The 14,566-nt window shown below is 45.9% G+C and carries 19 protein-coding genes; 9 read left to right on the top strand and 10 right to left on the bottom strand.

The features are described 5' to 3' along the window. Positions 1–10: 10 nt before the first annotated feature. Both A6764_RS09850 and A6764_RS09845 read right to left on the bottom strand, forming a co-directional pair. Entirely contained in the window at positions 11–556 is a 546-nt protein-coding gene (locus A6764_RS09850) for a hemerythrin domain-containing protein (protein ID WP_083989752.1), read from the bottom strand. Positions 557–1,066: 510 nt separating this feature from the next. Continuing rightward, positions 1,067–1,672 (bottom strand): TetR/AcrR family transcriptional regulator, encoded by a 606-nt coding sequence (locus tag A6764_RS09845; RefSeq protein WP_065066654.1) that lies wholly within the window; start codon positions 1,670–1,672, stop codon positions 1,067–1,069. A 146-nt stretch (positions 1,673–1,818) separates the two neighbouring features. On the opposite strand from A6764_RS09845, the gene cyoE reads away from it, so the two are divergent. After that, a complete protein-coding gene (gene cyoE, locus A6764_RS09840) occupies positions 1,819–2,727 on the top strand; it encodes a heme o synthase (protein ID WP_065066655.1) in 909 nt (302 codons plus the stop codon). Between the two features lie 9 nt (positions 2,728–2,736). Here cyoE and A6764_RS22400 read toward each other — a convergent pair whose 3' ends face one another. Both A6764_RS22400 and A6764_RS09835 read right to left on the bottom strand, forming a co-directional pair. After that, positions 2,737–2,844 (bottom strand): hypothetical protein, encoded by a 108-nt coding sequence (locus A6764_RS22400; protein WP_413541987.1) that lies wholly within the window; start codon positions 2,842–2,844, stop codon positions 2,737–2,739. 139 nt (positions 2,845–2,983) lie between these two features. Further along, positions 2,984–3,382, bottom strand: a complete 399-nt coding sequence (locus A6764_RS09835; RefSeq protein WP_141669611.1) for a hypothetical protein — start codon at positions 3,380–3,382, stop codon at positions 2,984–2,986. A 679-nt stretch (positions 3,383–4,061) separates the two neighbouring features. On the opposite strand from A6764_RS09835, the gene A6764_RS09830 reads away from it, so the two are divergent. From A6764_RS09830 to A6764_RS09810, 5 genes are all read left to right on the top strand, one after another. Then, on the top strand, positions 4,062–4,790 hold the full coding sequence (locus A6764_RS09830) for an ABC transporter permease (protein WP_083989753.1): 729 nt from the start codon (positions 4,062–4,064) through the stop codon (positions 4,788–4,790). Between the two features lie 23 nt (positions 4,791–4,813). After that, positions 4,814–5,878 carry a taurine ABC transporter substrate-binding protein gene (locus tag A6764_RS09825; protein WP_065066658.1) on the top strand — a complete coding sequence of 355 codons (1,065 nt, stop codon included), beginning with the start codon at positions 4,814–4,816 and terminating at the stop codon, positions 5,876–5,878. 13 nt (positions 5,879–5,891) lie between these two features. Next, a complete protein-coding gene (locus tag A6764_RS09820; RefSeq protein WP_255309628.1) occupies positions 5,892–6,698 on the top strand; it encodes an ABC transporter ATP-binding protein in 807 nt (268 codons plus the stop codon). Positions 6,699–6,712: 14 nt separating this feature from the next. Then, positions 6,713–7,645: a TauD/TfdA dioxygenase family protein gene (locus tag A6764_RS09815; RefSeq protein WP_065066660.1), complete on the top strand. Its 933-nt coding sequence runs from the start codon at positions 6,713–6,715 to the stop codon at positions 7,643–7,645. Positions 7,646–8,006: 361 nt separating this feature from the next. Continuing rightward, positions 8,007–8,360, top strand: coding sequence for a DMT family transporter (locus tag A6764_RS09810; protein ID WP_044898707.1), 354 nt, complete (start codon positions 8,007–8,009; stop codon positions 8,358–8,360). A 74-nt stretch (positions 8,361–8,434) separates the two neighbouring features. On the opposite strand, the gene A6764_RS09805 is transcribed toward A6764_RS09810, so the two are convergent. Next, positions 8,435–8,941 carry a magnesium chelatase subunit ChlI family protein gene (locus A6764_RS09805; RefSeq protein ID WP_264622495.1) on the bottom strand — a complete coding sequence of 169 codons (507 nt, stop codon included), beginning with the start codon at positions 8,939–8,941 and terminating at the stop codon, positions 8,435–8,437. Positions 8,942–8,955: 14 nt separating this feature from the next. On the opposite strand from A6764_RS09805, the gene A6764_RS09800 reads away from it, so the two are divergent. Then, complete coding sequence (locus A6764_RS09800; protein ID WP_255309631.1) at positions 8,956–9,363, top strand: helix-turn-helix domain-containing protein; 408 nt, start codon at positions 8,956–8,958, stop codon at positions 9,361–9,363. Here the strand turns inward: A6764_RS09800 and A6764_RS09795 are convergent. The 3 genes from A6764_RS09795 to A6764_RS09785 form a co-directional block, all read right to left on the bottom strand. Further along, positions 9,244–9,615, bottom strand: a complete 372-nt coding sequence (locus A6764_RS09795) for a hypothetical protein (protein WP_065066673.1) — start codon at positions 9,613–9,615, stop codon at positions 9,244–9,246. The two genes, A6764_RS09800 and A6764_RS09795, sit on opposite strands and share 120 nt — an antisense overlap. Positions 9,616–9,652: 37 nt before the next feature. After that, positions 9,653–10,453, bottom strand: a complete 801-nt coding sequence (locus tag A6764_RS09790; RefSeq protein ID WP_065066674.1) for a hypothetical protein — start codon at positions 10,451–10,453, stop codon at positions 9,653–9,655. Between the two features lie 240 nt (positions 10,454–10,693). Then, positions 10,694–11,005: an SOS response-associated peptidase gene (locus A6764_RS09785; RefSeq protein ID WP_264622494.1), complete on the bottom strand. Its 312-nt coding sequence runs from the start codon at positions 11,003–11,005 to the stop codon at positions 10,694–10,696. Positions 11,006–11,879: 874 nt separating this feature from the next. Here A6764_RS09785 and A6764_RS09780 point away from each other — a divergent pair. Both A6764_RS09780 and A6764_RS09775 read left to right on the top strand, forming a co-directional pair. Next, positions 11,880–12,599: a hypothetical protein gene (locus A6764_RS09780; RefSeq protein WP_141669615.1), complete on the top strand. Its 720-nt coding sequence runs from the start codon at positions 11,880–11,882 to the stop codon at positions 12,597–12,599. A gap of 64 nt (positions 12,600–12,663) precedes the next feature. Beyond that, on the top strand, positions 12,664–13,143 hold the full coding sequence (locus A6764_RS09775; protein WP_065066675.1) for a hypothetical protein: 480 nt from the start codon (positions 12,664–12,666) through the stop codon (positions 13,141–13,143). 568 nt (positions 13,144–13,711) lie between these two features. Here the strand turns inward: A6764_RS09775 and A6764_RS09770 are convergent. Both A6764_RS09770 and A6764_RS22395 read right to left on the bottom strand, forming a co-directional pair. Next, complete coding sequence (locus A6764_RS09770; protein WP_264622320.1) at positions 13,712–14,206, bottom strand: IS3 family transposase; 495 nt, start codon at positions 14,204–14,206, stop codon at positions 13,712–13,714. After that, positions 14,121–14,516, bottom strand: coding sequence for an IS3 family transposase (locus A6764_RS22395; RefSeq protein ID WP_413541959.1), 396 nt, complete (start codon positions 14,514–14,516; stop codon positions 14,121–14,123). The genes A6764_RS09770 and A6764_RS22395 overlap by 86 nt, the downstream gene beginning before the upstream one ends. Between the last annotated feature and the right edge of the window lie 50 nt (positions 14,517–14,566).

Here is a 14,566-nt window from a genome sequence, read left to right as displayed (position 1 = left end):
TCAACATCAATCAGGATCGCAGCGCACGGCTGAGCTCGTCCTTTTCTTCCGCGCTCAGCATGTTCTCCGCCATCGGAAACAGCACGTTCTCTTCTTTCGTGAAATGATCCGTTAAAACGGCATGGGCCTGCAGTGCATAGGAAGCGATCTCTTTCGCGCGTTCAGCATCCACCGGCTCCTTCACGTGTTCCATCGCTTCTTTGAACGTCTTCAGGTTACGCTTGGCCAGTTCGTGTTCGTATTCCATCACGGCAATCGGCCCCACCTGCCTGCCGATATAGTTCGCCATGAGCGGAAAAAGGGCTCCCTCTTCCCGCTCGGAGTGAGGGTCGAGCTCCCGGACAAAGGCATCCACCTTTTCTTTCAGCTCGGCAAGCTGCCGGCTCCAATCCGTTTTTGCTTGATCCATTCCAATTTGGGCTGCCAACTGGGCAAAGGCATCCATTTGTTCCCTGAGGGGGCCATGCTCTCGTTTCAACTGGGCCAGCGGTTCGCAAAGTGTCACGTGTGCATGGCTCCCCGACATCATGCTGCAATGATGGGGCACTTGGCTCATGCGAATCACTCCTTCGTTTCCGGTTTCCTGCATCTCGAGTATACATCCGAGCCGTATGGAAAAACTGTGACGGGCATCACACTTGTTTTTTCCAAATGGGACCAATTTATCGGCATATGACTGCATGCATAGGGAACAACCTGGTGAAGCCCCATACCAGTCCCTTGATCAGGCGTGAACATGGTTGTTTGCGGTCGACTGTTTTTCGTACGATCGGTCTGTTTGCAAACCAAGCATGATAATCGCAACTGACGAATGGCCTCCCGGGTTACTCGCGGTGTCGCGCCCGGAGTCATCGAAACAGCTTTTCTCTTATCCCCTGATAGCTCCACTCTCTTCCAAACACAAGCAAACAGCCTCGTACTTCGTATCCTCACGATAACGAGTAAAGATCTGTTCCTTCCTTGATGGCACGAAAAATCCCCTCCGGTCAACAGTAATGAGTTTATCCAGAACTCTTTGTTTACTGCCTACCCTGAGGGGATAATACCACCGTTTAGACTTATTTTTCTAACGTGGGAACAGGAGCATATTTTGTAGTGCTTTTCCATATAAATGAAGGGGCACGCGGTCTTCACTAATATAATAAAAAATAGCCAGACCATTTTCTAACGAAAGAATCGTCCATGCCATTTCAGTCGCAGATAGAGTAGACTCATGATTCTCTTTCGACATCAATTTCTCAATGGCCTTGGAAATTTGTTCAACCGATTGCGTTATCATGTTAGACCATTTATGGCGTACCGATTCTTCACGCATCGCATAAAGAAGAAATTCCATGGTAAGCATGCTCCATGTTCGATTTTTCTGCCTAACTGAAACGAAATATTCATTCATTGTTTCAATAAAATGTGAAAGTGATTGCTGTTGGTCTATTACTTGACGGACGTTGTTCACATGTAATTGCATTTGTTGTTCCAAAATGGCTAAAAAGAGCTCTTCTTTGGAATGAAAATGAGCATAAAACGCCCCTTTGCTAAATCCAGCATTTTCTGCAATTTTATCAACAGAAGCTCCGTGAAAGCCTAATTGAGCAAAGGTCTCAACCGCTGATTCTAAAAGTAATTGCCGTGTTTCCTTTTTTCGCTCCTCTTGGGTTAATCTGCGCCTTACCATTCTTCTTCCCTCCCTCTCTCTTGACAATCATACCATACAGCATTAATATACCACTTAGTATGTAAATACCCATTAGTATATAAATTATTTTATTATCACGTTGGAAATAAACATAGATAATCTAGTAAAAGGGGAAGAGGGTACTCATGCGAGGGGAAGGAAACCTTACTACACAAAAACAAACCATGTCAAAAATTTTGGCACAAACGATTAAAGCAGGGATTATTACATCAAACCTGATTCCGTTGTTTGCAGGATTAACATTGGCATTATATACATATCAAATCAGTATATTTGAGAAAATTCCAAAAATCATATTTGCTTTGATTGGTTCGATTTTCGTGATGGGTGCAGCGGGAGCTTTTAATAACTTATATGACCGGGATATCGATTCCATTATGGAGAGAACGAAAAACAGACCAACTGTAACAGAAGAAATAAAGCCTAAAGCAGTATTATGGCTTGGTATCTTCATGTCTATCTTCGGAATCGTAACTCTTGCATTAACAACTCCCCTAGCAGCATTCCTAGGGTTTCTAGGTTTGTTTATTTATATCGTCCCATATACGATGTGGAGTAAGAGAAAAACAATTTATAATACAGAGGTTGGAAGTATTTCTGGAGCAATGCCACCTCTCATAGGATGGGCCGCTATTTATCCAGACATAACACATCCAGCCATTCTTGTTCTTTTTGTGATTACAGTCATTTGGCAAATGCCGCATTTCTATGCTATCGCTATTTGGAAACACGATGAGTACAAGGCGGCGAAGGTTCCTATGCTTCCAGTAGTCAAAGGTGTTAAAAGAACATATCAACAAACCAATGTTTATTTACTTGTTTTAATTGCAACAAGTTTTCTTTTAGGGACGGTAAGCCTTGGACTTATGTTAGTAGCCCTTTTTTTAAGCGTTCTATGGCTTATTGTAAGTATTTTCGGTTATAAAAATATGGATTCAGAGAAATGGGCAAAATCAATGTTTATTTATTCCCTGCTTCATATGACCATCTTATTTTCAACTATCATTCTCTATACTCTTATGGGGATTTTTTGAATTTAATAATCATAAAACAATTTTGATTCCGTTTTTCTGATTCTCGTCCTGTGCCCACGACGGAACCGAGCCGCACCGCAATTGGCCGATTCTGCGGCGACGGCCGTCAGCGAGAATGGCCGGGATCGGTTGACCGGGGGCGATGTTGTGCCGCGGATCAAACGGGATATCCTGTAGTGAAATCAGCTCATCATTTTCCGGGGCGGTCCAGTTTGGATTCCTCTTCCATTAATTGTACGCTTCATACCAATTTTCCTTAATCTTGGGAAAAGTAGGTGAAGTTCAGTTCTTCTCGTTGAAGTGATGTGAATTCAGACATAAGAGATGTTGTAATTTTTTCCACATTTTCTTTTTCATAAAATTTGATATTCCAACTGCATTGGGCTTGTGCTAAGTGAGATAGAAAAACACCAGTAATGGAACAAAGCTCATCTTTTTCTGTATCATCAAGTGTACTCGTTGTTACAATATGACAGGTAATGTGGTTCTCTCTACTGTCAATTTTTTCATTTAGGTAAGGATAATCCTCTTGAGATGCGGGTCTACGTTGGTCAATAATAATGAATCTACAAATCTTCTCATTGATTTTCATTTCCCAGGCTTCTGCATCTTTGAATCTAAAAACTCTTTCAATATCCCAAAAATTCACAGACACCATATTCCATCCCTTTCACCAAATGTAAATTTCATGCAATCGGGAGGATAACATACGTAACGCAAACGGTCAACCATTCAGCTCATTCAGAAAACCCGCCACCATCTGCGTCGCAAACCTCCCACCTGGTCTTGTCCATCCGGCATTGGCTTAGCGCTGCCGCTTCTCCTCCGTCCACTCTTCTCGCGGCATACCCTCTCTTTATCACTACCGGGTTCTTTTCCCTGCTGGTCGCTGCCCGATCAAACGGACCGGGCAATCGGCGGCTTTCTGGCGAATGTCCGCGATCCAGTGTTCATCAACACTTTTTTATCATCATCTCGCCGCTTTTCGCTTTTATCGGCTCCCCTTCCATGCTTCCGGCGCACAATTCATCGGACTGCCACACGCATTTCGCTGCTTTCTCTTTTCCGTACCTGTTCGACTGACATCCTTTCCGCTTGACATCGGCAATAGCCCCTGCTAAGATAACACCAAGTAAATACATCGGAATATAATTGTTTGTACCGACCAGACGAACTGGAGGTCCACATCCTTGCATTTCTTGCTTGGGATTGGACCTCCTTGTTTTTGGGATGGGCCGTTTCTGAATGTACGATTTTTGTGAAAGGAGAAAGCGAGGTTGTTTGAACGCGAAAAGATCCTCCCCGTCAAGGCAGTATCCGCTGTCACCTTGGTTATGATCCTTCTGTTATGGACTGTTAGCACAAATTTCAAATGGGTCGATCCTCTTTTCTTACCGACTCCCCAATCGGTATGGATCGCATTGTTGGATCTTTTACAAGAAGGATATAAAGGGTCCTCCCTACTTGACCACATTGCAAACAGCCTGAATCGGTTATTTCTGGCACTGATTCTTGCTTTGGTTATGGCTGTGCCGTTAGGGATCCTGTGTGGATACTCCAAATACTTCCGTGCCATTTTTGATCCAATCGTTGAATTTTATCGGCCTCTTCCGCCATTGGCGTATTATGCCTTGCTTGTCTTATGGTTGGGGATCGATGACAAATCGAAAGTCGCACTATTATTTCTAACCGGTTTTGCCCCATTGTTCATTACAACCGTATCGAGTGTACAGAAAGTTCCGCGCGATCGAATCAATGGCGCTCTCACATTGGGAGCATCAAAGTGGAAGGTATTGGTTTACATCATCTTTCCATCTTGTCTGCCTGACATCATTACCGGGCTGCGAACAGCAATCGGCGTCACCTATGCGACATTGGTTGCCGCAGAAATGGTGGCAGCGACTTCAGGCATAGGCTGGATGGTGTTGGACGCGAGCAAATATCTGCGAAGCGATATTATTTTCGTTGGAATTATGTTGATGGGGACCATCGCCATGCTCATGGACTGGATCATCAGATGGTTTCAACGCCGTCAATTTCCATGGGTTGGAACCGAAGATTAATCTTACTTTTGGAGGAACCTGACATGTCTGTTCAACCAAACATCAAATGGTTGTTGATCTCGCTATTTGCGACAATGCTGACTCTGGCCACCGCCTGCTCGAATCAAGTGACCTCCACAGGATCACATGCTTCGCCAGAGAGATCATCATCTGCAACAGCAGACGCACCAAAAGAAATCCGGATCGGTTATCAAGTTTCACCCAATGGGGAACTGCTGGCGAAAGCATTGGGGTTATTAGAAAAGAACTACCCGAATACGAAAATAAATTGGTTGAAGTTTGATTCAGGACGAGATGTAAATACTGCGATGGCCAGCGGCAGCATTGATTTTGGCCTTGTTGGAACTCCTCCCGGCGCCATAGGAATCGCCAAGGGGTTGCCGTACCAGGTGTATTATTTGCATGATGTCATCGGGGAAAGCGAAGCATTGATCGTGAAAAAAAGTTCCGGGATTCAATCGCTACACGATCTGAAAGGGAAAAAGATCGCAACAACCTTTAGTTCGACCTCTCATTTCAGTTTACTTGGAGCCTTGAAGACGGCAGGGCTGGATCCGGAAAAAGACAAGATCACCATTCTTGATATGCAGCCGCCGGATATCTATGCTGCTTGGAAGCGAAATGACATTGACGGTGCCTATATCTGGCAGCCTACCCAAGCCAAACTTGTGAGCGATGGCGGAACGGTCATTGTCACTTCAAAAGAATTGGCCGATAAAGGGGTGGTTACCGCCGAATTCGGGATCGTTCATAAGGACTTTGTCCAAAAATATCCACATATTGTAAAAGGATATATCTCCCTCTTAGATCAAGCCGTTCATTATTATCGTGAACAACCTGAACAATCCGCTCAATTGCTCTCAAAAGAATTGGAACTGTCTCCAGAAGAAAGCCTGCAGACAATGCGGCAAATCATTTGGCTGGATGCTTCTGAACAGAAAAAATACTTTGGCGAATCCGGCCAACCCGGACAATTAGCCAAGGTGTTAAAGGATACGGGGGACTATCTGGTTACACAGAAAGCAATCGCATCTGCTCCGGATGTAACTACCTATCAGCAGGCTTTGTTACGGGATCTTTACAAATAAGGGAGTGGCGTTTGTGTTACCCTTATCTTCTCCATCAATCAGAGAACCGATGACCCGTGTTCCATTGATCGAAGTAAAGGATCTGTGCCTCCATTACCAAAGCAGGAGTCATTCGTTACATGTTCTCGATCATATCAATCTTCACATCGACAACAATGATTTTGTTTGTGTGCTGGGACCATCCGGATGCGGAAAATCATCTCTTTTGAATGTGCTGGCCGGGTTTCAGAAGCCTACATCGGGTGAAGTGATCATTCAAGGCAAGAAACATGTAAGACCAAATGCTGACGTAGGCGTCGTCTTTCAACATCACAACCTGTTTCCATGGTTATCCATTGAAAAAAACGTAGCGTTTGGTTTACAAATGAAATCTGTTTCAAAGACGGAACGGCAGAAAATTGTTTCATACTATTTGAACATGGTCGGTTTGGAATCCTCAGCCAAATTGTGGCCGTTTCAGCTTTCGGGCGGTATGAAACAACGTGCCTCCATTGCTCGAACACTGGCTGCCGATCCAAAAGTGATCTTAATGGATGAACCTTTTGGTGCACTGGATGCCTTGACGCGTGAGAGCATGCAGAACCACCTTCTTCAGATTTGGAAGAAAACAAGAAAATGCATCTTTTTTATCACTCACGACGTAGAAGAGGCCCTGTTGTTAGGAACGCGCATTGTCGTCATGCACCCCAATCCCGGAAGAATTGTAAAAGACATCGTAAATCCGTTATCCCATCACAATCGACCCGTTGACGAACTGAAACAGGCAAGGGAATTTCACGATCTACGGGATTCTATCATTTCAACGATAAAAGGTACTTGAAAGGAGCATGTCGTATGTCCAACCTTCGTCTTGACCAAACGCGCCCACTCCAATTCGAAAATCGCGAAATCCACGAAGGCCCCCGCATTTTGAGACGCCTGCCTGAAGGCGTAGAAGAAGTACCTTACTCGCTATTTGAAGTGAAGCCGCTCACCCCGCTCATTGGTGCTGAAATTGTCGGAGTAGACTTGCGAGAGACGATTACGCCGGAACTCCAAGCAGAGTTACATCGAGCCCTATTAGAGTGGAAGGTCATCTTCTTCCGCAACCAACCAATCACTAGTGAGCAGCAGTTGGCATTTGCCAGGCTGTGGGGTGAATTGGAAGTTCACCCGTTTTATAAAATCGAAAAGGGACAATCAAAAGAAATTGTACGATTCGCCAGGGACAAAAAGAAAGCCGGCTCCGAAAACGTCTGGCATGCCGACGTGACGTTTCGTATCAACCCGGCGAAAGCTGCGGTACTGAGAATGATTGAAGCGCCCCCTGTAGGCGGCGACACAATCTGGGCGGATATGGGTGCAGCATACGACAATCTGCCCGAGGACGTGAAGGAGCGAATCCAGGGTCTTACTGCGCTGCACGACTTCACGCCTGCGTTCAGTCATCTCATGACAGTGGAAGAGTTGGCTGTCAGACAGGCGGAATTCCCGGCTGTTGAGCATCCCGTGGTTCGCACCCACCCGGAAACCGGTCGGAAGACGCTCTTCGTGAATCCATCCTTTACAACCCGAATCGTCGGGCTTGACCCAGATGAAAGCGAGAAACTGCTTCAATATCTATTCCGTCAAGCGCATGTCCCCGAGTACCAGGTGCGCTTTCGCTGGGAGCCAAACTCCATTGCCTTCTGGGATAACCGGGCGACGCAACATTACGCTGTTTCCGACTATTATCCGTACCCGCGTAAAGTTGAACGCGTTGCCATTGTCGGCGATCGTCCATATTAGGTAACCATCAATCGTGAAGAGAAATGGAACCGTAACAGGTTCCATTGCAGACTGAAGACAAACCGATTGCATCGAGGAGAAGCATGTTTCCAGGCAGAGCGACTTGTGAGCCCTACCGAGCGGAGCAGCGATTTGCGGGAAAAAGGAGCGCCACCTCTGAATGGCTGCAAAGCGATGCGGCTTTGGCGATCCCCCGCAAATCGGTGCGGAGCGTGCAGTCCATGCTTCCCCGCTGGGCTAGCACGGAGCGGATGACGGAAACGTGCTTCTCCCCCAGCAGTCACTTTGTCTACACACTGAAATGGAACCGTAACAGGTTCCATTGATTGTTTGGCCATGTAAAAAATAAGGAGGGAATCGAATGAGTTGGGTACTCCTTTTGTTAGGAATTCTTTCGGAGGTAATCGGTACGACGTCCATGAAATTGTCGGAAGGCTTTACGAAGCTACTCCCCTCCATTACCATCTTTGTTTTTTATGGACTAAGTCTTACGCTTGTAACCTTGTCACTGAAGCATATTGATGTAAGTATGGCGTATGCGATATGGTCAGGAGTAGGAACCGCTATTATCGCAGCCATCGGGATTCTATATTTCAAGGAATCTGTTTCGATCATGAAAATTTTGTCTATCGCTGCGATAATCGCTGGTGTGATTGGATTACACATATCTGACGGAATACATGAAAAAAAGGCGTCTGTCTCCCATATCCAATGAAAGAAGGAGATAAAGGAATCACAGACATAAGATGGAAACGCGTCAATCCATGTGACCAGGTATAAAAATCCCCATTACCGGATCGGCTTCCGCCACATGGGCGGCCTCGATCTGCTCTGCTCCGCTCCCGCCAGGTCGGCAATGGTGCGGGCCACCTTGACGATCCGGTTGTAGGCGCGGGCGCTCAGGCCGAGCGTTTCAAAGGCGAGCTGCAGCAGCTTCCGCCCCTCTCTGTCCAGGCCGGCATACCGGCGCAGCTCCTCTCCGTTCATCGCGCTGTTGAAGGGAGCCCCTGGGCGGTGCCGGTAACGCTCGCATTGAATGGCCCTCGCCGCTTCTACTCTGCGGCGGATCTCTTCGGACGATTCCGCCTGCGGCCACTCCTGCAGCAGCGTTACCGGCACCCGAGGAACTTCCAGATGCAGGTCGATCCGGTCAAGCAGCGGGCCGGACAGCTTGGCCCGGTATTTCTGGATCTGCTGCGGCGTGCAGGTGCATTCGCGCTGGTCGCGGGAGCCGTAAAAGCCGCAGGGACAAGCGTGAAGATAACAACCTAGAAATTTCGATTCACAAGGAAACATCTCTGTCTCCTGCATTGCCGGAAGATGATACACCCGGAGGACGCATAAGACGTGCACGCTTAGAGAAAAACATGCTGCTTGTCGATCTTGCTGCTGCAACCGGTCTCAGTGTCCGATCTCTTCGTCTGGCCGAACAAAACAAGTCAACAGTAAGCCCGCCTAATCTCAGAAGGTTATCTGAAGCATTGGCAGTGCCTATCGCTTACCTTGGTTGTTTTGAGAACCTTCCGGAACAAACATTAGGCCAGCGAATTAAAAAGGCTCGTCTGTATCATGGATATAACAAAAGAGAATTTGGAGGGTCAATCTGCCTGTTTCTGTTTGAAATAAAAACGCAGAAAATCAAAGGTACGCTCCAGCGCCTGTACAAATTCATCCCGATTTTGAAACGAGAAATGAATGGTTCTGATATCGACCGGTAATGTGTCTCTGTGTTCCACTAAAAAATTTTGTAAGGACTTTTTCTCTGTCTCCTCGACCAGATACGTAACGATACTTGCTTTTTTAGGAATATGCGTAAATTCAATTTGCATCCGATTACCTTGGTAAATCACCTTGCCGCCAAACAGAATACGATCATACATGTGTATGCGTTGAACTACATAAAGGGGGTTGGCATCAAAGATCTCGATCCTGTTCTTTTTCAGCCACGAATCACCTGTTTGCTGAAACACCCGCACGATTTCCTCAAGGTGCTGGCGCAGTTCATGTTCATTCGCATACTCGAAGCTTTTTAATCCCCTCATAGCTATGTAGAACATGTTTGCCCCAGTTGCGAGGAGTAAAGAGTCTGGGCTCGATTGTATTCTTTTGCGTCATATCGATCATCAATCCGTAATCAAAGCCGTTTTCACGTTTGACAAAGTACAGCCGGTCACCCATTTCTGGCCGTTCTTCATAGACATACCCCATGTGACGTAACGGTTCATCCAGCATTTCGACAATAACTTTGTCTGCCAAAAATCTCTTTGTGGCTGGTTTGATGAAGGTTACCCCTATTTCGTCAAGCTGGCGTTTGGACATCGTGGACACGTACTCATACGAAATCCAGGAAATCTTTTCAAATCCAAACGCCTGCTTGAAATGCTCAACGCTGTACAACAGATCTTCCGCCTGAGGAGTTCTGGCGCCAAGAACGCGCTCCAGGCGTCCCAGCGCTACTTCATCAATGGCCAGTTTCTTTAAAAGGGGAACATTCGCATCGTCAATGCTACTGTGATCGCATGTTTCATAGTTGAACTCCAGCGTTCCCTTTCGCTCGCCATTTTCATACAGCTCATAGTGCCATCCGTAATCCTCTGCATGGACGAAGGAAAACGAATGGGTGTTCAGCTCAGCCGATAATTGTCGCGCCTGTTCCGATCCGGTTTCCGCTCCATCTTCCGTGACAACCGCATACCATGTTTCGTTGGCGGGAAACAGGCAAGACGGTGCTTTCCATTTACGGACTGCGCTGTTTATCTTCCTTTTGTTTACTTCCTTGACAAGAATGGCAAACGTGAATTCGCTCAAATGAATTCCCTCCTAAAAAATTCCCGGCAAGAGGGGTTATTTTTAGATACAAATTTTATGAAAAGAAGTGCATTGTAGTAAAAAGTCGATCACGCTATAAATGGGTTTAATTTCTCTCGATCAAGCAATATTTGATCATCCTCTTGCCGAAGTATCTATGTAATGGATGTTTGCGACAACCTCGTTCGGCCAGGTGTGTAATAATCGTGCAACTGTGAAGTTTCTGGCGGCCGGACGTTGTCAAAGCGTCGAAGAGGCAGGCGAAGGTGTATGGCAATTTTCATTGATTCGCCGAAAGGCTGGCTTCTTCTGCAGCGTTTCGGCGCGGACGTTGATCATCTTGTAGCCGATCTTCTCGTCCTGTGCCCACGATGGAACCAAGCCCCAGCGCAATTGGCCGATTCTGCGGTGCCCGCAGTCAGCAAGAATGGCCGGGATCGGCTGGCCAGGGGCGATATTGAACCACGGCTTTAGATCAAACGGGAACTCCTGTAGTTGAAATCGGCTCATCGGTTTTTCCGGGGCGGTGACCAACGTAAAACGTCCGCACATGGGCAGTCCCCCTCCTTCCACCATCATACCTCAACAGGGGGTCCCGCCGTCAAAACGCAGATTTTCCCCGCTAAGCAATCAAGCAATACCAAATCCCGATTTACAACCCCGCTAAGGGTGGAAGTCGGGATTTGGTATATTCTAGAAGAGATAAAACTTGCGATTCCTACGCTAAGAAACGAAAAACGCATTTGTTCCCAGCAAGGCTCGAAATAACCGATTTGAGCCAGTACAAAATGCTCTGCGTGGCTGTCCTTTTCGCTTTCAATTACGAGCTGATAAAAAGGAACGGATTCTTTCCGCATTCCGCTCTGAAATAATTGTTCAGCCACGGAATCATTGGCTATATACGAATACCGGGCCTCTGGAGAAAAGCTTTTTGGTCATCATGCTCCGGAACGATCCCTGTTGAGACGCCTCGATCGTCCCGAATCCTGACGTTCTCCGTTATATAATCCAAGGCGTTATCAGATTTTCTAAAGTCCTTTCCTACGGAATAAACTCCACCTGCACTCAATTGCCGTCAACGTCAAAAGGGACCTTGAGGCGGATCGGGCAGACAGCGCAATAGCCTCTTCTTTCGACACACCCGTCGATCACCCTATCACATCCGCCGCACTCCTGGCCACTTTTTCCGAATTCAAGCAGCCAACCAGTTATGAAGATTCCTTCTGAGTGCTTCAGTGCCTTTCGGAGGATAATGTATGGATTCTTAAGGCGCACCATATAATCGAATTGCAGAGATTTAACGTCAGAATTTTTTGGTAAATAATATTTACAATATAATCTAATTTATGGTATTAAATATAAAGAGACCTACATAATATTTCCAACAGAATGCACTGTCTCAAAATTAATTTAGGAGGTAGACTGTATGAAAGGATTGGCGAAGTCAGTTTTAACAATTGTATCACTCATTTGTCTTGTGTTAGGAGGTGGTATGGCTCAAGCTTCTACGTCACCAGAAGAAGAAGTCCTTTTTCAAGCAAAAATAAAATCTGAGAAAGAATTATTGGAAGATGCATTGGCAGGAAAACGGGACCCTGGGTTAGAAAACTTAAAGATAGAAGTTCAAGCATTGGATGACAACGGAAAAAAAGTCGACATCAATATAAAGAAATATTATACTGTTCAGAAGTTAAAACAGACAAAAAGAGGCAATGAAATTACTACTGATTATGTTGTATTAGGTTCCGCTGTTATTGATGATCCCAAAAGCAACCCAGGGGTAAACTTCACTCAAAATATTACGGGTTATTTTTCTACTACCACAATTGGCACAGATCAATATGCGAAGGCTACCCGCTATGAAGCACAATATACACTTCATGACGGAAATTTACTCAAGATCACAGATGCCGTTTTTAATGCGAGAACTGAAGGAAGAACACCATCCGGCCAAAATTACTTTAATCAACAGAACCCTACCACTATCAGCCCTGTCAACTGGGGACAAACTTATGTAAAGATTCCCTCTTGGGATTACGTTAACATATCTGGTTCTGGATATTGCGGAGGTATATTGACGACGAAATACACCGCTCGTAGTTCTTCTGGAACTCTTGTTTCTACTGTTGGACTCGGAACCCCATGAAATTAACCGCTAATAGAACCCGCGGTCGTAGACCGCGGGAATTTTTAACGAGGGGGTATATGGGTTGGATAAGGTCAATAGATATTACTTATTGTCTGGTGCCCTGTTTATTATCTTCGTTGGTTCTTATATTCTTCTCAACAATTTCCGTACCTCGCAAGAATGGTCATACCTATTTCGAGGTTCCAGCCAGCAATGGGAAGGACAATTTGTTGTGAGACCTTCGAGAGATGGGAACGAGGTGCTCTACGAGGGAACGATAAAGCCGCTAACCCCCATGAAAATCACCCAACTTACCTATAAGACAGACTTGGTAACAAACCAACCTAGGGGCACGATGGTTTCACCACTTATCGAGGAAGGTAAGCCGCTTCAATTATTTGTTACAAGTCCGGGGCGTGACTCCATACAGTTTCGAGCGGGGATGAATTCAGAAGAGATAGCCAGAATTTATTCTCGGGACCTTGTTTATGAAATCACTTGGAATGATGAGACGGGGCAGCATACCGAAAAAATCGTCTTGAAGTTCGTACCACCCTCGTGATCCGACGACGCTGGATAGTCGGAAACTTTAGGATTGCATGAACAGTAACGCACAAGTAATTGCTATAAACTGGTCCTTCGTGCGTTTTTTAGATAGAAATCGTTTCCTCTCACGGATGATCGGTCTGTTGACAAACAATCAATCATAAAGGTTTTCCAATGATCGTACCAAAAAATTCGGTATAATTATTTTCGGGAAAATGGATATGGATGAAAATTAAACCCACCACGCGCAATTTGTCTACCTAAATCTCAATGCCTTCTCAATGGCTGCCAGGGCAAACGCGGATCCGAGCGCTTCGCCATACGATCCAGGTAGATGGAAGTGGGCCCAGTTTGACCGCCGATTCGCAACGATCATCGTCTGCTCGATGTAAGCAATCACCTCATTCGCCAGGTGATGCACCAGGTCGAGCAACACGAAGTTCTTGCGCGTATCGATTCAGGCCAAAACGCGGCAATATCCCTCGGTAAGAGTGGCAAGCAGACTGATAAGCGTTCAGAATAGTTTCCACAGTTTAACACTGGACTTTCCCTAATTTACTTGACACGAAGTTAAGACCAATCTGTTATGAATGTTGTTTTTCATATTCCACTGGGCTCATATAACCCAATGCGGAATGCATTCTTTTCGTATTATAAAACATTTCGATGTACTCAAAGACTGCATTTCGTGCTTCCTTTTCATTGGTGAACTTTCTTGTTTCCGGCATCAGTTCGCGTTTTAACGTTTTGTAAAAGCTCTCCATCACGGCATTGTCATATGGATCTCCCAAGCGGGACATGCTGAGGATGGCTCCATGTGCTGCCAAGGTGCTTTGGTAACGTCGGCTTGTATATTGCGAACCTCGATCCGTATGTACAATCAGTCCTGCTGACGGGCGTTCCCTTCCAACGGCTTGCAAAAAGGCGTCTATCACCAACTGTTCGGTCATTCGGGTGTTCATTGCCCAACCGACAACTTTCCTTGGAAATACATCAAGATAAGTGGCCAGATAGAGAAATCCGAAGGGGAAGGTAAGTGATATCTCCAACCCAGAGCGTGTTTTTCGTTTGGGCTTCAAACGCACGTTTCACTAAATTGTCCATGATTCCCGATCCTTTTGGTTTTCGTCCGATCCGACTTCGTTTTCGATAAGAAACGGCAGCCAGTCCCATCCGCTGCATAAGGCGAGCGACACGGTTCTTGCTGGTAAACAAGCCGCGTTTGCACAACGCTAAAGCGATCCGGGGACTGCCATATCGACCCTTGAATTCTTTGTACACTTGCAAAATGGCTTCCTCGAGAATTTCCTGGTCGATGGTTCGTTGACTTTTTCTGCGTTTCTTCCAGTCATAATACCCTTGGGGGCTGATTCCAAGCACTTTACACATGAGCCGGACGGGATAGATTTTTACGTGGCTTTGAATAAACCGATACTTGG

Origin of the sequence: Brevibacillus sp. WF146 (assembly GCF_001673705.2) — a bacterium.
GTDB lineage: Bacteria > Bacillota > Bacilli > Brevibacillales > Brevibacillaceae > Brevibacillus > Brevibacillus thermoruber.
This window is presented reverse-complemented; position numbering and strand designations above follow the sequence as displayed.